General features: G+C 45.7%; 2 protein-coding genes. Both read left to right on the forward strand.

The window, feature by feature from the left end; translation table 11 throughout:
* Positions 1-5: 5 nt before the first annotated feature.
* Entirely contained in the window at positions 6-10,127 is a 10,122-nt protein-coding gene (locus AYJ08_RS16320; RefSeq protein WP_231929132.1) for a non-ribosomal peptide synthetase, read from the forward strand.
* Positions 10,128-10,158: 31 nt separating this feature from the next.
* Complete coding sequence (locus AYJ08_RS16325; RefSeq protein ID WP_064018610.1) at positions 10,159-24,792, forward strand: non-ribosomal peptide synthetase; 14,634 nt, start codon at positions 10,159-10,161, stop codon at positions 24,790-24,792.
* The last annotated feature ends 90 nt before the right edge of the window (positions 24,793-24,882 follow it).

Genomic DNA, 24,882 nt, shown 5'->3' on the forward strand with positions numbered 1-24,882 from the left:
TCAATATGTATGGCATTACGGAAACGACTGTACATGTTACATATAAGGAAATTCATCAAGCTGATATGGATTACCCGACCAGCAATATAGGAAAGCCTATTCCCACATTGTCCTGCTATATTCTTGACGAGCAGTGCCGTCCCGTTCCCATTGGGGTTGTTGGGGAACTGTACGTGTCAGGTGAAGGAGTGGCTAGAGGTTATTTAAATCGGCCTGAATTGACAGCAGAACGATTTATTGAAAATCCGTTCCTTCCAGGAAAGAGGATGTATAAGACGGGTGATTTAGCGAAGTGGCTCCCAAATGGCGACATGGAGTACGGAGGACGGAAGGATCAACAGGTTAAAATCAGAGGTCATCGGATCGAGCTGGGAGAGATTGAATCGAAGCTTCTGGAAATGGAAAAGATTCACGACGCGGCAGTTATTTCTCGGCCAGATCGCTACGGTCAATCCACGCTTTACGCTTATGTTGTGTTGAAGGACAGCTTTACAATTAAACAAACAAGAGAGGCATTGATACAGGTTTTGCCAAGCTTTATGCTACCGGCTTATTTCGTATCACTGGAATGCATTCCGCTAACCTCGAATGGTAAAGTGAATCGCCAAGCGCTTCCTGAACCGGATGGAGAAAATCATAGCGGTGTTGAGTATACAGCTCCGCGTAACCCGATTGAAGAAGCCTTGTCATCTGTTTGGCAAGAAATATTAGGCGTGAATCGGATCGGAATTGAGGATAATTTCTTTCAATTAGGAGGAGATTCCATTAAAGCTCTCCAGGTATGCTCCCATATGAGGAAGCTTGGCTATGAGCTGTCGGTTAAAAGCTTACTTCAGCATCCTTCTATTGCCGAAGTCTCTTCGTTTGTGCGGAAATTCCGTCAAATGGTTGATCAGGGTCCAGTTGAGGGCGAAGTGAATTTTACACCTATTCAAATGGAGCTATTCCACAAGCAGGAGGGTGATGGATTACACCATTACAATCAATCTGTTCTGTTGTATCGCCGAAACGGCTTTAATCCTTCATTCGTATGCCGTGCTTTCGAGCGTTTGACGGAGCACCACGATGCATTGCGTATACAAGTAACCCAGTCAAATGAAGGGAGCTGGGTTCAGTATAACAGGGGCCTTGAAGGGCAGAAGGTGCATGTGCACGTGGTGGATATGACACAGGAAACCGACATCGCTGCGCGCATTGCTGAAGAGGAGCTACATATTCAGCGCAGCATGAAACTCACGACCTGTCCGACACTTGTAAAACTTGGAATATTTTGCACAGCTATGGGGGATCATCTGCTGATTGCTATTCACCACCTAGTGGTAGATGGCGTGTCATGGCGGATTCTGCTGGAGGATTTCTCAGACCTTTATCGTCAACTGGAAGCGAACGAAGAAATGAAGCTTCCAGCGAAGACGACGTCTTATCGAGAGTATGCCAGTCAGCTCCAAAGCTTTGCAGGCAGCAAGAAGCTGATCAAGGAGCTTGCTTATTGGAAAGAAATCGAGTCGGTCTCAATTGCTCCCCTGCCAAAAGATGGTGAAGCTCTTCATCGCAAGCAAGCAGATGAGTGTTTGCATTCATTGACCTTATCTGAAGAAGAGACAGAGCTACTGCTGAAAGAAACTCATCGGGCGTATCATACGGAAATCAATCATATTTTGTTAACTGCTCTTGGCCTAGCTGTACAGAAATGGACGGGACAAGAACAAGTATTGATTAACCTTGAAGGCCATGGCAGAGAAGAGATATTGCCGGGAGTGGATATCAGCAGAACGGTTGGCTGGTTCACATCAATCTATCCGGTCCTGCTCGATTTACGTACTCCTGACCAGACTCATCTGAGATCCAACTTGCTCGGCTACCAGATCAAGCGTATCAAAGATGGACTGCGGCGGATACCTAATAAAGGCATAGGCTACGGGATTGCCAAATATATGATGCCAAAAGAGCATAAAAAAGCCATTGCTTTTCAAGCTCAACCCGATATTCGGTTCAATTATTTAGGGCAGTTTGACAATGACATACAACGAGATGTCTTTCAACGATCTACTTACCAGTCTCAGCACATGGTAAGTGGAGAAGCTCTTCGTGCGGTTGCTTTGGATATCAATGCGATGGTTTTGGGCGGCTCATTGACCTTGACTGTAGGCTATCACCGCGAGGAATACAAAGAAGCGACAGTTGTTCAATTTCTTGAGAGCATTTTGCAGTATATCCGCGACATCATCTTGCATTGCGCCGGTCGCACGGAAGCAGAAAAAACCGCCAGCGACTTTAGTAGCCATACCTTGACCACAGACGAGTGGGATGTTCTCTCAGAGAGATTGAAGGCGGAGGGAAGCATTGCGGATATCGAGGATATCTATCCATTGTCATACATGCAGGAGGGTATGCTGTTCCACTATTTGAAGGAGGAAGGGACAACGGCTTATTTTGAGCAGGCTACATTTGAGCTAGCCGGTGATCTTCATATTCCTGCTTTTGAGCAAAGCGTGAATGAATTATTGAATCGATATGATGTGCTCAGAACGGTGTTTATCTACGAGGAACTGACCCAACCACAGCAGGTAGTATGGAAGCAACGAAGATTGACTGTACATGCTAAAGACCTGTCAGACATGGAAGAAAATCAGCAGGCAGCCTATATAGAAGCGTTTAAAGAAAATGATCGCAAGCGCGGATTTGATATTCAACGCGACCTGCTCCTTCGCATCTCTATCTTCAAAACCAAAGAGAATCGCTACACATTGATCTGGAGCTTCCACCATTTAATTATGGACGGCTGGTGTCTCGGCATTATTTTTACCGATGTTTTCCACAGTTATCAGGCACTGCAGAAAGGGAAGACGATTCGCTTGGACAAAGCTTTGTCCTACAGGAAGTACATTGAGTGGCTTTATGAAAATGACAGAGAAGAAGCATTGTCTTATTGGCGCAACTATTTGGACAATTATACTCAACAGACAACGATTCCGAGAACAGAAGAACGCGGAGATCATGGAGCCTATCATCATGAGGAATTAAGCCTAACTTTGGATGAGACATTGACAGAACGTCTGCATCAGCTAGCTCAAGCCAATCAAGTGACTGTAAATACTGTGTTCCAAGCGATTTGGGCCGTATTACTTCGTCAGTATAATCGTACGGATGATGTTGTGTTTGGCACTGTCGTCTCAGGGCGCTCTGCTGAAATTCCTGGAATTGAGCAAATGGTAGGCTTATTTATTAACACAATTCCTGTACGGGTACGATTTGGACAGATGTCATTTCGGGAGCTACTTCAGCAAATACAGCAACGTGCGCTAGAGACTGAGCCTTTCACCTACTGCCCTTTATATGAGGTTCAAGCACAGTCGGAGTTACGACAACATTTATTCGATCATCTGCTTGTATTTGAAAATTATCCGATTGAGCAAGGAATGAAAGCACTGAGCGGGTCGGAAAAGCAAGGGCTGCAGATCGAGGGGATCGAGTTTTCCGAGCACAATAACTATGACTTTACAGTTACGGTTATTCCGGGCAAAGAGATAAAAATCATCTATAGCTATAACGCCCATGTTCTTGAAAGAAAGCGGGTTGAGAGTATAGCAGGGCATTTGAACCAAGCGCTGACAGGAGTAACGATGAATCCTGATTGCCTGCTGGAAGAGGTCGAGATTGTAACTGAACAAGAAAAAATGTATCTGCTCGTGGAATGTAACGATACAAAGGCTGATTATCCGCATGAGAAAACGATTCATCAGATTTTTGAAGAACAAGCTAGAAGGCATCCAGATAAGATTGCAGTGGCTATTGGCGATTCGTCTCTGACATATCGCGAATTAAATGAAAAGGCCAATCAATTGGCAAGAGTCCTAAGAGCTAAGGGTGTAGAGGCAGATCAGTTGATTGGAATCCTTTGTGAACGGTCAATCGAGATGATCGTAGGGATTTTGGGAGTGTTAAAAGCTGGGGGTGCTTATGTTCCGATTGATCCCGACTATCCGCAGGAGCGTATCCGTTTCATTTTGTCCGATAGTGCTTGTCGCATTTTGCTGACCCAAAGCTACTTAGTAGCTAAGACAGAGTTTTTTGGAGCACAAATTTTACTTGATTGTCTCGATTATGAACAGGCAGAACCTATTGATCTGGCGCCAATTAATACTCCAAACGATTTAGCTTACGTCATCTATACTTCTGGAACTACAGGGACGCCTAAAGGAGTGCTGATCGAGCATCGCAATGTAGTAAGGCTGTTATATAACGACAAATCACCTTTTGATTTCGACTCAAACGATATATGGACATTATTTCATTCGTATTGCTTCGATTTTTCGGTCTGGGAAATGTACGGTGCTTTACTCTACGGTGGCAAGCTCGTCATCGTTCCAAAGGAAGTGACCCAAGACCCGCAACTGTTCGTCCGTTTATTAGAAGAGCAATGCGTTACAATTCTTAATCAGACACCAACTGCGTTCTATCAAGTGATGCATGAGGAAATGCAGACAGAAGATTCGGCGCTAAGCTTGCGTATGGTTATTTTTGGGGGAGAGGCTTTGGCGCCGGCCAAGCTGAAGTCTTTTAAAGAAAAATACAGGCATATCAAGCTAATCAACATGTACGGTATTACGGAAACCACGGTTCATGTTACGTACAAAGACATCTCGGACGAGGAAATAAAACAAAATAGCAGCGATATCGGGAAGGCTATTCCAACTTTGACGACCTATGTGCTGGACCCTCGTAATAAGCTAGTGCCTGTAGGTGTTCCAGGGGAACTGCATGTAGGAGGAGACGGTCTGGCACGAGGATATCTCAATCGAGTAGAATTGACCTCCGAGAAATTTATTCAAAATCCGTACGCTCCAAAACAAAGGCTGTATAAAAGCGGAGACCTTGTCCGTCGATTGCCGAACGGAAACCTTGAGTATTTGGGACGGATAGACCATCAGGTTAAGATCAGGGGGCATCGGATTGAGTTAGGTGAGATTGAACGAAAGCTATTAGAGCATCCCGCTATCAAAGAAGCCGCCGTTTTAGCCAGAGAGGGAGATGGTGGACATAAATGGCTGTGCGCCTATTTTACCGCAGATTCCACATTAGCCGTTTCAGAGGTGAAAGTCTATCTGGCGAAGCAATTGCCGAGCTTTATGGTGCCAGCTTATTTTATGCTTTTGGAAAATATGCCGCTGACCTCTAACGGAAAAGTAGATCGCAAAGCATTACCGCAGCAGACTGACATTTTACGTGACAAGCCAAACTATGAGGCGCCACGCAATGAACTGGAACGGCAGCTTGCAGAGATTTGGCAAGATATGCTTGGTGTTGAGCAGATTGGTATCCACGACAACTTTTTCGATTTAGGCGGGGATTCTATTAGGGCTATTGGACTTGTTAATAAAATGAATCGTCACTGCCGCATTCATGTACAAATCAGACAGATGTATTTGTATCCTACTATCAGCATGCTTGTGGAGAACATTCAAAACCAGACAGCAGACGATCACTACGAAGAACTGTATAGAGCTGCCATTGATGCAATTGAGGCGGGGAAGGCTCGTTTGCAGGAAGATGTTCGATTCGTAGAGCACTTGACTAATGTGGAAGATTTACACCCGATGAGCGAGATATCGAAAGGTATGATTTATCACGGTTTACAAACACCAGAAGCTGCCCTTTACCACGATCAGATTGTCTATCGTTTTAAGGACGACTCCTACGAGCACGATGTAATGGTGAAGACTGTGGAGCTATTGGTTGAGAAGCACAGTATGCTCAGATCAAGCTTCCATATTCATAACTTTCCAGAGCCCGTTCAGCTGATCCATCAACAGGTTGCGATGGAAGTGAATTTCTTCGAGCTCACCGATAAAACTGGGGAGGAAAGAGAGCGATTCATTGCCGATCATCTCGCTAAGGATCGTCAACACCCATTTGCAACAGATGTCCATAAACCGCTTTGGAGACTGCATGTTTATACACTGGATGAACAATGCGTTTTGTTGGCTTGGATATTTCATCATGCAATTATGGACGGCTGGAGTGTAGCATCGCTCATGACGGAAATAACTACTGTATACCACAGTCTAAAAGAACGCAAGCCATTGGAAATAGAACCGCTGAAAAGCAGCTATAAAGATTTTGTAATCGAGCAGCTTACTATAAAAAATAATCCTGCTAGTAAGCGTTTTTGGCAGGAGGAGTTAGCTTATTATAAGCGGTGGGAGCTTCCTGGCATAAAAGGTTCAGGTGAGGAGACCGAAAACGCAACACACAATGTGATCACCCAACCACTGGATTCAAGCCTTGTTACCCATTTAAAACGGACAGCCCAACAGCTTGACACGACACTTAAAACCGTATGTTTTACAGCCTTTCTCTCCATGCTTCGTACGTATGCCTTCGAGGAGGAGGTTGTGGCTGGCCTAGTCGAAAATGCTCGGCCGGTGTGTGAGGACGGAGAAAAAATCCTGGGGTGTTTTCTTACTACAGTTCCTTTCCGTATCAAGTTTGAGCAAAACATCACATGGGCGGAGTTGATCCGTAACGTTCATCGTAAGCATGTCGAGCTGAAAGAGTACGGAAGACTTTCATTGCTGGATATTTGTAGGGCGACTGGAGAGAATGCATACGGGAAAAATCCATTCTTCGATGTCATGTTTAACTATGTTGATTTTCATGTATTTAACAATATTGCTGAAAATGCGATAGAAGTTAACAACGTTTTATTCGAAATGGAAAACAGTTATGAGAGAACGAACATGCTGCTTGATTTCTCTGTATCGACCACCTTGGGGCATAATCTGATCAAGATTGGCTCTGTTCTGCCGCAGGGGATTGTCCGGCAGATGATGCAAACGTTCCTTCGCATTTTGGAATTGATGGTCGCCGATGTGAACGGTAGCGTGGATAAAATGGACATCATTTTGCCTGAGGAAAAGGCGACTTTATTGTCCACATTCAATCAAGCCCCGGTGTGCTTGCGAACAGAGGAACCTATCCATAGACTGCTGGAACAAGCGGCAGAACAAACACCTGACGGAATTGCCTTGCAGTATCAGGATCGCCAGATGACATTCCAGGATGTGAATCAACGTGCCAATCAGCTGGCTCATCACCTATGCAAAAGAGGAGTCACAGCTAATCAACTCGTTGGGATCTTAACCGAGCGATCCTTTGATATGATAGTTGGAATTTTAGCAGTCTTAAAAGCAGGGGGCGCTTATGTTCCGATTGATCCTGATTTTCCTGTGGATCGGATCGAATACATCCTCAGAGATAGTCAGGCGAATGTTTTACTTGCACATTCAGGACTAGTGACTGAAGTGTCATTTACTGGACAAGTTGTATTTATTGATCAGGAGGAGAGTTATGAGGCTAGCAAGGATAACCTGGAAATAATCCCTGAGATGACCGATCTTGCCTATGTTATATATACGTCCGGCTCTACAGGTCTTCCTAAAGGTGTGACGATTGAACATGCCAATTTAATTCACATCTTACAGGCCCATGAATATTTGTATCCATTAGAAGCCAACGATGCGTTCCTATTAAAAACGAACTATACGTTTGATGTGTCGATCATAGAAATTTTCGGCTGGATCGTAGGGCGTGGTCGTTTGGTCATTTTGGAGCCGGGAGCGGAGAAGGAACCGCTTCTCATTATGCAGGCAATCGAGCGACATCACGTTACGCATATCAATTTTGTTCCATCCATGCTGAACTGGTTTGTCTATAGCGGGGGACAAATTAATGCCATTCGACAGCTAAAATATATATTTGCCGCTGGAGAGGCTCTAGCTTCCGAGCTTGCCAACAAGATTCGCGAGGCACTGCCAGATGTTCGATTGGAAAATCTCTATGGACCAACGGAAGCTAGCGTATATGCGACTAGTTATTCTGTTCAAGACTACATGGATAAATTTGTACCTATTGGAAAGCCGTTACCTGATGTGCAGATATTCATTTTAAGCAGGATGAATCAGCTTCAGCCCATGGGTGTTGTTGGCGAGCTGTGCATTGCTGGATCGGGTGTTGCGAGAGGGTATTTGAACCGACCAGATTTAACGGCAGAAAAATTTGTGAGAAACAGAATGACTGGAAAAGGAACTTTGTACAAAACAGGCGATATGGCGCGTTGGCTACCGGACGGAAATATCGAGTATTTGGGTCGCCTTGACCATCAGGTAAAGATTCGCGGTTATCGAATTGAACTAGGCGAGATTGAAGCTGGGCTTCTGCAAGCGGCCGCCGCACGAGAGGCAGCAGTGATCGCGCGTGAAAATGCGTATGGGCAACAGGAGCTCTGCGCTTATGTGGTTACCGAAGAGGAGCTGTCTGTATCGAAGGTGCGAAAAGGGCTGTCTGCATTTATGCCAAGCTATATGATTCCTTCGCATATTGTACAGCTTGATCGCATGCCAGTAACATCAAGTGGAAAACTGGATCGCAACGCATTGCCAGAGCCAAAAAGCTATCAAACTGCAAGAGGTGAGTATGTTGCACCTAGCAGCGAAACGGAGGAGCTACTGGTGAGGATTTGGCAGGATGTCTTGGAGGTACCGCAAATCGGCATCCATGATCATTTCTTCGAGCTGGGCGGAGATTCGATCAAAGCGTTACAAATATCATCAAGATTGTATCAGCAAGGATTCAGTATTACTGTTAAAGACTTGTTCCAGTATCCAACAATCGGTGAGTTGTCTCCTTATGTTGGCAGCATCAGGCCGTCTATTGATCAAGGATTGGTAGAGGGCGACGTGGGACTGACGCCGATTCAGCGGACATTTTTAGAACAACAAGAAAAGCATGTTCTCCCTAGTCAATCTGTCGTACTGTACCGCAGGAACGGATTTGAAGAAAAAGCTGTGCATGAAGTGTTTGAGCGAATTCTAGCCCATCATGATGCTCTTCGTATGGTGTATAGCCAACAAGCGGGAGACTGGAAACAGCATAATCGGGGAGCAGAAGGGCAAATGTTTAGCTTGGAGATTGTAGATGTTAGTCACGAAGCAGACATTGCGGCTAAAGTCGAAGAAAGCGTGATGAACATTCAGCAAGCTATGGATGTAGAGAAAGGGCCATTGGTCAAGCTCACATTGTACCGGTCTTCTAGTGGCGATTACTTGCGGATAGCGATCCATCCTCTGGTTATTGATATTGATTCATGGAAAATTGTACTGGAGGACTTTGCAACGGGGTACAGCCAGTGGGAAGCTGGAGAGGCTATCGGCTTTCCATTGAAAACGACGTCATACCTTGACTATGCAACGCGGCTTTCTGAATATGCAAACAAACCACGGTTGCTAATGGAACAGAAATTTTGGCGTGGCATCGAAGACATTCAAATCGCGGAGCTGCCAAAGGACATAGAGGCGCCAAATCATAAGACTCGAGACAAGCTTACGATGAGTGTCAGGTTAACGGAGCAGGAAACGAATCAACTGCTTCATGAGGCACATGAGGCGTACAGTACGGATACGAAGGACCTGTTACTAACAGCATTAGGATTATCCGTACAGCAATGGACGGGGGAAAAGCAAACGCTGGTGAATCTGGCAGGAAACGGACGCGAGGAGGAGATATTGGGAGAAATCGACCTATCGCGTACCGTGGGAGCTTTTACTTCCGTGTATCCGGTGGTGTTGGATATGGCTGTGCCGAACGAATTGGCAAATGAGGATGAGCTTAGTCTTCAAATTAAATCGATCAAGGACAGTCTCAGACGAATTCCTGACAAAGGCATTAGCTATGGAGCTTTACGATATTTGACACCAGAGGACAAAAAGGAGATAGCACCTTGCTTGAACCCTGAAATCACACTTCACTTTTTAGGTCAACTTGACTTGGAATCAGCCAGTGAGGTATTTGAGATTAGCTCTGTGAATACGAAAGGGTACATGGAGTCTGCGCTCGTCATTTCAGTGTTCGTTGTAAAAGGAGCTATGACGTTAGAGGTTGGCTACAATAGGCAACTGTTTAACAAAGGTACAATAGAGCAGTTTATGGCAAGCTTCCAGCAACAATTGCGTTTCATTGTTGCCCATTGCGTCTCACGGGAAAAGGAGCAAACCTTAACGGATTTTAGCGACGAAGATTTAACACTGGATGAATTAAAGGATATTTCTGGATTTTTATCAACTTTATAGAACCTATAATAGAGGGGAGTGTTCCTCCATAATGAATACAGCAGACATTCAAGATATTTTCCCGTTGTCTCCTATGCAGGAAGGGATTTTGTTTCACTCCATCATGAACAACCATTCTAACGCTTATTTTGAACAATTCGATTTTACGGTAGAAGGCCATGTTGCTGTGGAATGCTTGCAAGAGAGTATGAATAAAGTAATCGCTCACTACGATATTCTTAGAACGGTTTTTATTTATCAGAATGTTTCTAAGCCCCGTCAGGTTGTGTTGAAGAAACGAGATTCTCACATTCATTACCAGGATATTTCCCATTTGCCAGGGTCAGATATAGAGCCTTTTATCGAGCAATTCAAGGCCGATGATCGGGAAAAAGGATTCAATATCTCCAAGGATATTTTGCTTAGAATGTCAATTTTTCGGGTGGCTGAGCAAAGCTACAGATTTGTCTGGAGCTATCATCACATCATTATGGACGGCTGGTGCCGAGGTATCATCATTACTGCTTTATTCGACTGCTACCGGGCTTTGCTACACAATCAACCAATCCTACTGGAGAAAACACAGCCTTATAGTACGTATATCAAGTGGTTGGGCAAACGTGACAAAAAAGAAGCACTAGCATATTGGAAAACGTATTTGCATGGATATGAACAGCAAGCATCACTTCCATTTTCCGGGGGACAAGCCGTTCAAGAGGGCTACCTGCCCGAGGAAGTCCGATTATTGCTGGATCGAGAGGTTACCAAAGGGCTTGTTCAATTGGCGAAGAAAAATCATGTCACCTTGAACACTGTGTTTCAGGCCCTTTGGGGTCTTTTGCTCCAACGCTATAATGATACAGACGATGTTGTGTTCGGCTCGGTTGTTTCAGGCAGACCTGCTGAAATCAAAGGAATCGAAAGCATGGTCGGGTTGTTTATCAACACAATACCAGTTCGGATTCAATCAGATCAGCTTTCCTTCTCTACATGGATACAACAGCTTCAAAAGAATAGCGTTGCAGCCGAGGCTTACAGTTATTCTCCGCTATATGAAATTCAGGCAGAATCCATTCTTAAGCAAGAGCTGATTCATCATATTATGGTTTTTGAAAATTTTCCTCTCCAGCAAGGGCTTGAGCAAGCAAAACATGTAGGCTTTTCGATCGAACAAGTTTCTACCATCGAAAGAACCAACTATGATCTGACGATTATCGTCGAGCCGTCAGAGGAAATTCTGATTAAGTTTTGCTATAACGCCAACCGATACGACAAGGAAAATATTCAAAGAGTAGCGGGACATCTGATGCAAGCCGCCCAAGCTGTGCTTAAGCAGCCGGATATAAAGGTAGAAGAGATTGAGTTGCTGACGAAATCCGAAGAACACCAATTATTATTAGAGTTTAATGAGACGATGGCGGACTATCCGAGGAATGCAACTATTCATCAGCTTTTTGAAGAACAGGCGAAGAAAACTCCCGATCATATTGCGGTTGTGGCGCAAGAGGGGCAGTTGACATATCAGGAGCTTAACGAACGAGCCAATCGATTAGCTAGAGTGCTTCGTGCCAAAGGAGTGCAAGCCGACAGCATCGTTGGATTGATGATCGAACGTTCTTTGGACATGATCATTGGCATTTTTGGCATCTTAAAGGCTGGTGGAGCTTATCTGCCTATTGATCCTGGTTATCCGCAGGAACGCATTGAGTATTTGCTGGAAGATAGCGGCACCTCTATCTTATTGCTTTCGCAGTCTTTAAAGGAGCATGTCGAATTTTCAGGCGTTACTATGAGCTTGGATGAGCTAAAGCTGGACGAGGGTGATGGCAGTAATCTGGAGCCGGTATCTCTTTCTGAACATTTAGCTTACATCATCTATACATCTGGTTCTACAGGCAAGCCAAAGGGGGTCATGGTGGAGCATCACAGTGTTGTGAACCGACTTCTTTGGATGCAAAAACGTTATCCCTTGGAGGATCGCGATGTCATTTTGCAGAAAACGCCGATTTCTTTTGATGTTTCGGTATGGGAGCTATTTTGGTGGTCTTGGACAGGGGCGAAAGTTTGCCTGCTGCCACCAGGAGGAGAAAAGGATCCTAGAACCATTGTCCAAGCAATCGAGAGGCACCAAGTAACAACGATGCATTTTGTTCCATCGATGCTGCATGTGTTTCTCGAATCGGTAGCTCTACGCCAAGAAGCTCACCGCTTGCGCTACCTACGCCGTGTATTTACAAGCGGTGAGGCTTTACACGCCAAGCATGGAGAGCGTTTCCGAACGCTATTGTATCAAGCGAATGGCACGACGCTTCATAATTTGTACGGTCCGACTGAGGCAACTGTGGATGTAAGCTTCTACGATTGTCCAATGGATGGGCCGATTACGCAGATTCCTATCGGCAAACCAATTGATAACACTCGATTGTATATAGTGAATCGGCAGGGCAGGATGCAGGGGATAGGTATGCCTGGAGAACTGTTCATAACTGGGGTCGGTGTTGCCAGAGGATACTGCCATCGTCCAGACCTAACGGAGGAGAAGTTTGTCACCAATCCCTTTAATCCAAGCGAGCGTATGTACCGGACGGGGGACTTGGCGAGATGGCTTCCAGATGGAAACATAGAGTACATGGGGCGGATTGATCATCAGGTGAAAATCCGGGGAAATCGGATCGAGCTAGGAGAGATTGAGTCTAGACTGCTTCAGCTTCCCTCCGTAAAAGAAACGGTCGTGATGGCGCGACCGGATCGAGAAGGGAATAATTATCTATCCGCATATTATGTAGCAGAAGAGAAGCTGTCGATATCAGATGTGCGAAAGCAACTGTCCCAAGCACTGCCCAGTTATATGATCCCTTCATATTTCATACAGGTAGAAAGCATGCCATTGACGTCAAACGGGAAGGTTGACCGCAAGGCATTGCCAGAGCCAGAAGGAAACGCAGAGAAAGGACGGGAATATCTTGCACCCCGCAATCAGCTAGAAGAACAGCTTACCCTCATATGGCAGGCTGTTCTAGGCATAGAGAGCATTGGCGTACGAGACAACTTTTTTGAGCTAGGAGGTCACTCGCTGAAAGCTACTGCGCTTGTCGCCCGCATCCACCAACAGCTTCAGGTTGAGGTGCCGCTGCGAGAGGTTTTTCAGTACCCGACAATCGAAGGCTTGGCCCGCGTCATGTCCAGACTGGATACAAACGTATATGCCTCCATCGAACCTGTGGGAGAGCAGGATATGTATCCTGTTTCTTCCGCGCAAAAGCGGTTGTACATCCTTCAACAACTGGAAGGAGCCGAGCAAGGGTATAACATGCCAGCAGCTCTGCTGATCGAAGGACCGCTGAATCGAGAACGCTTTGAATGGACAGTCACGCAGCTTGTCAGTCGCCATGAAGCATTACGGACTTCCTTTGAGCTTGTGAATGGTACACCCGTGCAGCGAATTCAACAGCATGCAAAGGCAAAGATAAGCTTTTGGGAGGTGGAGGAGGATGAGATAGAGGCGCATATACGTGAGTTTGTCCGCCCATTCGATTTATCTTGTGCTACACTTCTGCGAGTGGCCTTGCTGCGGATTAAGGCTGATCGACATATTCTCCTGTTTGATATGCACCATATCATTTCCGATGGGGTCTCAATGAACATACTAGTGGAGGAATTTGCGAAGCTTTATGAGGGAGAGCAGCTACCATCGTTGCGCATCCAGTACAAGGATTACGCAGTATGGCAACAGACTTGGCTGCAAAGTGAACAATACAAAGCTCAGGAGCGTTTCTGGCTGGAACAGCTATCTAAAGAGTTGCCCGTGCTAGAGCTGCCAACGGATTACCCGCGTCCTGCGGTGAAGAGCTTCAGCGGAGATCAGGTTGCCTTTACATTGGATGCAGAGACGACTCAGGGCCTGCATCGGGTTGCTAGAGAGCATGGATCAACGCTGTACATGGTTCTACTAGCCGCATACAGCGCCCTGTTAAGCAGGTATAGCGGACAAAATGAGATTATTGTTGGCACACCGGTAGCTGGCCGACCTCACGCCGATTTGGAACGAGTAATGGGGATATTCGTAAATACTGTAGCCTTGCGTTGTTTCCCAGATGGGAAGAAAACGTTCAAGGCGTACTTGCAAGAGGTGAAACAAACCGCGTTACAAGCATATGAGCATGCGGACTTCCCATTTGAAGAGCTGGTGGAAAAACTAGATGTACCACGGGATCTGAGTCGCAATCCTGTATTTGACGCTATGTTTGTATTGCAAAATATGGATCGAAAACCGTTGCAAGCAAAGGATTTATGGGTTGTTCCGCATTCGTTTTCCCAAACTGCGGCTAAATTCGATCTTACCTTGCAGGCGGCGGAAGTCAAAGACGTAATCGAGTGTAGCCTAGAATACAGTACAGCCCTGTTTAGGAAGGAAACGATGCAACGCTGGACACGGCATTTTATGCGAATGCTCAAGGCGATTGCCAAGAACCCGGAAGTGGAAATAAGCAGGCTGGAAATGCTGAGCGAGACAGAGAAAAGAGAGCTGTTGGTGCAGTTCAACGATACCGCAGCAGAGTACCCAAGAGATACAACCATTTTTCAGTTATTTGAGGAGCAGGCTGAAAAAACACCAGATCATATTGCTGTTGTGTTTGATGATCAAAGGCTTACGTATCGGGAACTAAACGAACGGGCCAATCAATTAGCAAGAACTCTTCGTGCGCAAGGCGTACAGTCTGAAAGCGTCGTTGGGCTGATGGTCGAGCGTTCTTTAGAGATGATTGTCGGGATTCTTGGCATTCTGAAAGCGGGCGGTGCATATCTGCCAATAGACCCAGCATATCCGCAGGAACGGATCCGCTATATGCTGTCCAACAGCGGTGCAGAATTAGTGGTTACCCGTAAGCAGTTTGAAAGTAGCATCAATGTGCCTGGTTTGTATTTTGAAGATTCAATCATTGGGCGGCAAAGCACTGAGAATGTGGATGTTCAGCTTGCTTCTCATCATTTGGCCTATATCATTTACACATCGGGTACGACTGGACAACCTAAGGGAGTCATGATCGAGCATCAAAGTATCCTCAATACAATCCAGTGGAAGGTAACGGCGTATCATTACCAGGATGCTCGAGTTTTGATGCTGAATCCGTTTGTGTTCGATTCCTTTGTCACACATTTTTTTGCTCCTATAGTCTCGGGAGCTACAGTGTATTTTTTAAACGAGCAAGAAGCAAAAGACCCAACCTGGATCAAGCGAGTCATTCGGGAGCAAAGCATTACGCATTTGCAAAGTCCTCCAAGCTTTTATTCAGCCTTGCTCGAGGGTATGTCGGCAAAAGATTTGCAATCGGTGCGCAATATCGTGGTCGCTGGAGAAAAGGTCAGTAAAGGATTGGTGGAAACAATCCGCTCGCTTCATTCTGATATTGAAATTGTTAACGAGTATGGCCCTACGGAAAATAGTGTTATTACAAGCGCACTTCCTATAAAGGGCACGCCTGAGTTGATTACGATTGGCAGACCCATAGCTAATACCCGCGTGTATATTCTGGGGAAACATCAGGAGCTACAGCCAACAGGAAGTGCGGGAGAAATCTATATTTCGGGCCGGGGCTTGGCACGAGGATACTTACATGATGAAGAACTGACGGCACAAAAATTTGTTGTAAATCCCTTTCATCCAATGGAGAGAATGTATAAAACCGGCGATCAAGCTAGATGGCTTCCTACTGGAGAGATTGAGTATTTGGGCCGGATCGACTATCAGGTTAAAATACGCGGCTTTCGCATTGAACTGTGGGAAATTGAAGACAGGCTCTTAGCTTATCAAGGAATCAAGGAGGCTGTCGTTGTCGATCGGGAGGATAGTCATGGAACTAGGTTGTTGTGTGCTTATTATGTGACGACGGGGCAAGCGCCAGAAGTAGCCAATTTGCGAAAACATGTGTCAGAGGGTTTGCCAGAGTACATGGTTCCTTCGTATTTTATAAGGCTGGAGAGCATGCCGTTAACATCAAACGGGAAAGTGAATCGCAAGGCGTTGCCAGAGCCGAAGGGAAGCTTGGAGACGGGGCGGGAATATGTTGCACCGCGTAACCAGCTAGAAGAGCAACTTACCCACATTTGGCAAGATGTTCTTGGCATTGAGCGTATTGGTATGCATGATAACTTCTTTGAGCTGGGAGGACATTCGTTGAAAGCGACCGCGCTTGTCGCCCGTATGCACAAGCAGCTTCAAAGCGAGGTGCCGCTTAGGGAGGTATTTCAAAACCCGACGATCGAAGGCATAGCCAAGCTGATTTCGGGAATGAAAAAGAACACCTATGCATCTATCCAGCATGTGGGGAAGAGGGATTATTATCCGGTATCTTCCGCACAAAAGCGGCTGTACATCCTTCAGCAGCTGGAAGGAGCTGAACAAGGCTACAACATGCCGGTTGCTTTACTAGTCGAGGGATTACTGGATCAAGAACGCTTTAAAAGGACGATAACACAGCTTGTCAGCCGTCATGAAGCACTTCGTACCTCCTTTGAGCTTGTGAATGGAGAGCTGGTACAACGGATTCATCAGCATGCGGAGGCAGAGATAAAGCTTTTAGAAGTGGAAGAGAGTGAGGCTAAGACATATATAAGGGCGTTTATTCGCTCATTCAATCTGTCCCGAGCCCCGCTACTACGCGCCGCACTGTTACGGATTGCACCAGATCGGAACATTCTCGTATTCGATATGCACCATATCATTTCTGACGGTGTATCGATGAACGTATTGATAGAAGAATTCGTGAAGCTTTATGAGGGAGAGGAGCTTCCGCCACTTCGCATACAATATAAGGATTATGCGGTATGGCAGCAGGATTGGCTACAGAGTACGCAATATAGGGCACAGGAGCGTTACTGGCTGGAGAAATTGTCGGGGGAGCTACCAGTGCTGGAGCTACCAACGGATTACCCTCGCCCTGCAACTCAGAGCTTCCATGGAGATCAGGTCACCTTTACATTGGATGCAAAGATAACCCAGGGGCTTTATCAACTGGCTAGGGATCAAGAATCGACGCTGTACATGGTGCTACTGGCTGCTTACAGTGCCTTTTTAAACAAATACAGTGGGCAAAACGAAATCGTGATTGGTTCCCCGGTAGCGGGTCGGCCGCATGCCGATTTGGAACGAGTAATAGGAATGTTCGTCAATACTGTGGCTTTGCGTTGTTTCCCAGATGGGGAGAAAACGTTCAAAATGTATCTGCAAGAGGTGAAACAAACGGCGCTGAAGGCGTATGAGAATGCGGATTACCCATTTGAGGAAATAGTGGAAAAACTAAATGTTGCACGTGATCTCAGTCGCAATCCGGTGTTTGATACCCTATTCGTACTGCACAATGCAAACCAAGCGGAATTAAATATCCAAGGGGTGCAGTTTAAACCATATCAGAACGATTATTCTATGGCTAAATTTGACCTTACTTTAAGCGGAGTAGAGGCTGGAGAAACCATTGAGTTCAGCATGGAATATGCCACAGCGTTGTATAAGCGGCAGACAATCGAACGAATGGCCAAGCATTTTCAGCAGTTTATCGGTGTGATTATAAAGAATCCAGAAGCTAAGCTCTCGTCTGTGGAAGTGATTACACCGAAGGAGAAAACACAGATTCTAGAGGTATGGGGAGCTACGGCAACTGACTATCCACGCGAGAAGACAATCCACGAGCTGTTTGAAGAACAGGTAGAGCGTACGCCAGAACGAGTGGCGGTTGTTGGAGAAGGAGGGCAGTTAACGTTCCGCGAGCTAAACGAGCAAGCCAATAAACTAGCGAGAACACTGCGTTCAGAGGGTGTACATGCAGACAAGCCTGTCGGCATCATGGTCGAGCGTTCTCTAGAGCTGATCGTCGGTATCTTCGGAATTTTGAAGGCTGGCGGCGCCTATGTACCGATTGATCCGGAGTACCCAAAGGAAAGGATTCGTTTCATGCTTCAGGATTCAGGAGCGAACCTGCTTTTGGGACAGGAGCATCTACGGGAGCGAGCGTCATTTACAGGGAAGTTTATTGATCTAAATGATGTCGGCTCCTATAGTGAAGACGGTTCTAATCTAGAGCTGATCAACGGGGCTAAAGACATGGCGTATGTCATCTATACTTCGGGAACGACAGGTCAACCCAAGGGAGTCATGATAGAACACAGCTCGGTGATCAACCGCTTGCTGTGGATGCAAAAGAAATATCCAATCACTGAAAATGATACGATCCTGCAAAAAACGACAATTACGTTTGATGTGTCTGTGTGGGAGCTATTCTGGTGGGCGCTTGTCGGTGCCAGAGTATGCCTGCTTCCTGTTGGTGGGGAAAAGAATCCGGCAGTCATATTAAATACATTGAAGGAACAAAGCATTACCACGTTGCATTTTGTTCCATCTATGCTGCAAGCTTTTCTGGAATATATCCAGAAACGAACGTATGAGGAAGAAAAGGACAAGCTTGCTTCGTTGCGGCGTGTGTTTACGAGTGGTGAAGCGTTACTTGCTTCGCAGGCTGCACAATTCCATCGCTTCATTGCCCCAGTGAGCAAAGCCCAGATCATTAACCTGTATGGGCCGACAGAAGCGACTGTAGATGTGACGTATTTTGATTGTCAGGAAGGAGAAGCTTACACGAATATCCCAATCGGAAAACCGATTGACAATACACAGCTCTATATTGTTAATTCACAGAACCAGCAGCAGCCGATAGGTGTGGCCGGGGAACTATGCATCGCCGGTGTGGGGCTGGCAAGAGGTTATTTGAATCGCCCTGAGCTGACAGCCGAGAAGTTTGTGCATAACCCCTTCCTGCCTGGCGAACGGATGTACCGGACGGGCGACTTGGCGAGATGGATGTCCGATGGCAACATTGAATATCTGGGGCGTATTGACCATCAGGTGAAAATCCGCGGTTACCGTATCGAGCTTGGAGAAGTAGAAGCACAGCTACTGAAAACGGGATACATACGGGAAGCGGTAGCTGTTGCACGGGAGGATGGAAGCGGACAGAAGGCGCTATGTGCATATTTCGTAGCAGATCGAAAGCTTACCGTGAGTGAGCTAAGGGAAGCCTTATCCCAAGAACTGCCGGGCTACATGATTCCATCGTACTTTGTACAAGTAGAGCGGATGCCGTTAGCCATGAATGGAAAGCTCGACCGCAAAGCGCTGCCTGCTCCAAGTGATAATCTGCAAACTGGAACGGCATACGTGGCACCTCGCACAGAAGTGGAGAGGGCTTTAGTCTCGATTTGGCAGTCGGTATTAGGAGTTAAAGCGATCGGGCTGCTAGATAATTACTTTGATCTAGGAGGCGACTCGATTAAAGCCCTCCAGATTTCTTCAAGGCTGTATCAAGAGGGCTACAAGCTGGAATTAAAGGATTTGTTTAAATATCCTACCGTTGCAAAGCTCAGTCCGTATGTCCAATTCGTCAATAGAATGGCTGATCAGAGGGAAGTGAAGGGAGAAGCAAGACCTACACCAATACAGAGCTGGTTCTTTGAGCAAAAATTTGCAGACCCTCATCATTTTAATCAAGCGGTCATGCTGTATCGGAAGGAAGGATTCGATGAAATTTCGCTTCGTAGGGTGATACAGAAAATTACCGAGCATCACGATGCTCTGCGTATGGTATTTTATCAGAGTGATAGCGGCGGATATACGGCTTGGAATCGGGGGATTGATGAAGGTGAGCTGTTCTCCTTTGAGGTTGTTAATCTTCGAGAAGAGACGGAGTATGCTCAACTGATTGAAGCCAAAGCAAATGAGATCCAGAGCAGCATCAATATGAAGGAAGGACCCTTGATGAAGCTAGGGTTATTCCAATGTGCAGAAGGGGATCATCTGCTGATTGTCATTCATCATTTAGTTGTCGATGGGGTATCATGGCGAATCTTATTTGAGGATATTGCCACAGGCTATGAACAAGCTAGGAACGGAGCGGACATTCGTTTTCCAAAAAAAACAGATTCCTTCCGTTTGTGGGCCGAGCAGCTCGCTTCCTATGCCGCTAACCAAGCAAACGAGAACGATTGGGCTTATTGGCAGTCCGTTGCCCAGATTGAAAACAAGCCGCTCCCAAGGGATTATAAGCACGATGATGTGCGGATTCGAGATAATGAGACGGTTACGGTGCAGTGGAATCGGGAGGAAACCAAACAACTTGTAAAACAAGCGCATTGGGCATATAACACAGAAATGAACGATCTCTTACTCGCTGCCCTAGGAAGGGCACTCCATGCCTGGGCGGGTCTGGATCAGGTCATTGTGAACCTAGAAGGGCATGGAAGGGAATCCATCATCAAAAATATGGATATTACACGCACTGTGGGCTGGTTTACGAGCCAGTTCCCTGTCGTGTTGGAAATGAAGACAGAGCAGGATTTTCCTTACCTGATTAAACGGGTAAAAGAAGGCTTACGCCATATCCCGCAAAAAGGAATTGGATACGGCATCATCCGATATTTGTCTGATCATCAGGGGAATTCATACAACATAGAGCCGCAGATCAGTTTTAATTATTTAGGGCAGTTTGATCAGGATTTGCAAAATAATGCAATGCAGATATCGCCCTATTCTGTTGGAGACACCATTAGCAAAAATACGGGAAGACCCTATGTACTTGATCTAAACGGCATGATCGCGGGGGAAGAACTGTCTCTGACGATCAGCTACAGCAGTAAGGAATATCGAAGAGAAACGATCGAGCGACTGGCTGGCTTATTACGAGAAAGCCTTCGGGAAGTGATTGCACACTGTGTGACGAAAGAGCAAAAGGAACTGACGCCAAGCGATGTTTTGTTGAAGGGATTGACAGTTGAGGAGCTAGAGCAGCTAATAGAACAAACCCAGCATGTAGGAGAGCTTGAGAATGCATACACGTTAACGCCGATGCAGAAAGGGATGCTGTTCCACAGTCTGGTGAATCCTCATTTGGGAGCCTACTTTGAGCAAACAACGTTCACCCTGCAGGGAGCCTTTGATGTGATCGCATTTGAAAAGAGCTTGAACGTCTTAGTGCAACGAAATGAAGTATTGCGTACGAATTTTTACAGAGGATGGAAAGAGCACCCCGTACAAGTGGTATTTCGGGAAAAGCCTGCCGGATTTTTGTATGAAGACCTTCGCGAGCTAACTGAGGAGCAGTGTGAGGTGTATATTGCAACGCTTTTGAAAAGGGATAAGGACAAGGGATTTGATTTGGCTCATGATACGCTTATGAGGGTCACCATTCTGCGGACGAAAGACGAGACGTATCGATTTGTCTGGAGCTTTCACCATATCTTGATGGATGGCTGGTGCTTGTCTCTCATTGCCAAGGAAGTGTTCGAAATTTACTTTGCCTATCAGGAACAAAGCCAACCCCAACTTGCACCGGTAAGACCCTATGGCTCATTTATCGAGTGGCTGGAGAAGCAAGATGGCGAAGCGGCTTCAAGGTATTGGCACGACTATCTGGAAGGCTATGAACATCAGACGGTTCTTGGTAAAACAAAACGTCAGGAAAAGCCAGCAGAGTTTGTTGTAAAGAGACATATTATCTCTCTTAGTGAACAGCTAACCCAGCGGATGAATCAAATCGCGAAACAGCAGAACGTGACGGTAAATATCTTGATGCAAACCGCTTGGGGGATTTTGCTGCAGAAATACAACGACAATCAGGATGTGGTATTCGGAAGCGTCGTCTCAGGCAGACCAACGGAGGTTCCTGGGATTGAGAGCATCATTGGTTTGTTTATTAATACTATTCCAGTGCGGGTTCGCTGTGAGGCCGAGGCCACCGCTGCGGAAGTGATGGAAATGCTTCAGGAGCAGGCTCTGGCATCCCGCGCATATGATACGTACCCGTTGTATGAGATTCAAGCACAAACCGAGCAAAAGCAGAGCTTGATTACTCACATTATGGTATTTGAAAACTACCCTGTACAGCAGCAGATGGAGCAATTGGGTAGTAGCAGTTCGACAGGCTTTGAAATCGTAAATGTGGAGACAGTCGAGCAAACGAACTATGATTTTAACTTGATTGTCGTACCTGGTGCAGAGATCGGGATTCGCTTGGAATACAATGCATCCGTGTATGATCAAGCGAGTGTGGAACGAATTGGCGTACATCTGGTTCATATCATGGAACAAATCATCCAAAACCCGCTGATAACCATGAAAGAACTTGATCTGCTTACTGAGGAAGAGAAAACGCAGATTTTAGAGGTGTGGGGGAATACGGCAGCGAGCTATCCGAGAGAGAAGACAATTCATCAGTTGTTCGAGGAGCAGGTGGAGAGGACGCCCCATCAGGTGGCAGTTGTATTTGAAAACAAACAACTGACATACAGGGAATTAAACGAGAAAGCAAACCGCTTGGCCCGAGTATTGCGAGCTCAAGGAGTAGGGCCGGATCAGGCGGTCGGAATCCTAGTAGAACGTTCCCTAGAAATGATCGTTGGAATCCTAGCCATTTTAAAAGCTGGGGGTGCTTATGTACCGATCAATCCAGAGTATCCAGAGGAACGAATACGCTTCATGCTGGAGGACTCGGGTGTCAAGCTGTTATTGCTGCAAAGGCATTTACAGGAACGAATCACGTTTACTGGTGAGCTTGTTATCCTTGACGAATCTCATACTCCTGATGGGGATGGTTCGAATCTGGAGCCAATCGTTCAGGCGAACAATCTAATCTATATTATCTATACCTCAGGCACGACGGGTCAGCCTAAGGGGGTTATGATCGAACATCAAAGCGTAGTTAATACCATTTGCTGGTTTAGCGATAGGTACTTTGAGCAAATGAATCATAAAATGCTCTTTATGGCAGAATACACCTTCGATCCGAGTGTGGATCAAATTTTTGCCACGCTGCTTAACGGAGCTACCTTACACTGCATTCGAAAAGACATGCTATGGAATAAAAAATACTTAGTTGACTATATTACGGCAAATGAAATTACCATTTTGAATATCTCTCCAGCATTTATGCAGGAGCTACTGGCTGATGAAGAGAAAATTGCTTGCTTACACACTCTGATTTCTGGGGGAGAGCAGCTCGATGATGCGTTAAAAGCTAAACTAATGAGCAAAGGATACAAGCTTCACAATCATTACGGCCCTACGGAAACGACCATTGAGGTTATCGCCGGAGAATGTGACAAGCAGACCCCGGTAGCTTTAGGAAAGCCGATCTCTAATACCGCAGTTTATATCCTGAACAAACATAGACAGCTTCAGCCTGTGGGTGTGGCCGGAGAGCTGTTTATTTCGGGCGAGGGTTTGGCTAGAGGATATTTAAACCGAGCGGAATTGACCGCAGAAAAATTTGTAGCTAACCCATTTATTCCAGGAACACGGATGTACAAAACAGGTGATTTTGCAAGATGGCTTCCCGATGGAACGATTGAATATCTAGGTCGTATCGATAATCAGGTGAAAATCAGAGGACACCGGATCGAAACGGGAGAAATTGTGTCACAGTTACTAAGAAATCCAGGAGTAAAGCAAGCGGCGGTGATAGTTCAGGAAATTCAGGAGGGACAAAAGGAGCTTTCCGCCTATGTGATCCTCGAAGACGTGCTGACTGTGGCAGATGTAAGAAGTACGTTAGCCAAACATTTGCCAGGTTATATGATGCCTTCCTATTTTGTTCGCTTGGATGAAATGCCGCTTACCTCCAATGGTAAAATCAATTACAAAAAGCTACAGGAGATGGCCCCCCTCTTAAACACAGGCGGGGAGCAGGTTACCCCGATGACAAGAATGGAAGCGGAGCTTGTCCGTATTTGGCAAGAGGTTCTGGGACTTGATCATATCGGGGTTCATGATAATTTCTATGAAATTGGCGGACATTCACTGCGAATGATTCAAGTGATTAGCAAAATTTACGCAGAATTATCAATCGAAATTCCATATGTCTTCGAAATCCAAACCATTAAAGATATGGCCAAACAAATGCTGGTATGGGAAACGAATACCAACTTTGAAAAAACCGTAACCTTACTGAATCAAACAGGACATATCAATCTCTTCTGTTTCCCTCCGATTATTGGATTAGGCTATATTTATAAGAGACTAGCGGAGCTATTACAGGACCAAGCCACGGTGTATGCCTTTAATTTTGTTCATGAGGAAAATCTGATTGAGCATTATATCAATCACATATTGGAGATTCAGCCAGAAGGTCCATTTGTTCTTGTGGGGTACTCTGCGGGAGGAAATGTTGCCTTTGAAGTGGCGAAAGCCTTGGAGAATTTACATCATGAAGTCTCGGATATCATTTTACTAGATTCGATGCGCAAAAATGAGATTGTAGTTCAAAAAGAGGATGAGATCGATCGAGAGGTTGAACAAATCGTAAATGAATTTGCTGTTAAACAGAAGTTAGACGTTACGTTGTTAAAGGATAAAGCTGCGAGCAGATATAAGTCCTATAAGCAGTATATGAACCTACTAACGAATACGGAATGTATACATGCAGAGATTCATTGCATGTGGGCTCAACAACCCGACACGATCGAATTATTGTTTGAACAGGCCTTGTGGAAGGGTGCTACAGCTAGCAGCCTTACAGAATATGAGGGATACGGATCACACATGGATATGATGGACGAACCGTATATTTCAAAAAATATCGTATATATTATTGAGATTTTGCAAAAAATCCGTTCCCGAAAACAGGAGAACCAATTTACGCTGTAGTGCTTTTTGTAGTCGATCAGAAGGTTTAAGGCGGACCCCGACAACTGTCGGGGTTCTTTTTTATAAAGGAAAAAATGTTCTGAGAAAAAT

The sequence above is a fragment of the Brevibacillus sp. SKDU10 genome, from assembly GCF_001645205.1.
GTDB lineage: Bacteria > Bacillota > Bacilli > Brevibacillales > Brevibacillaceae > Brevibacillus_B > Brevibacillus_B halotolerans.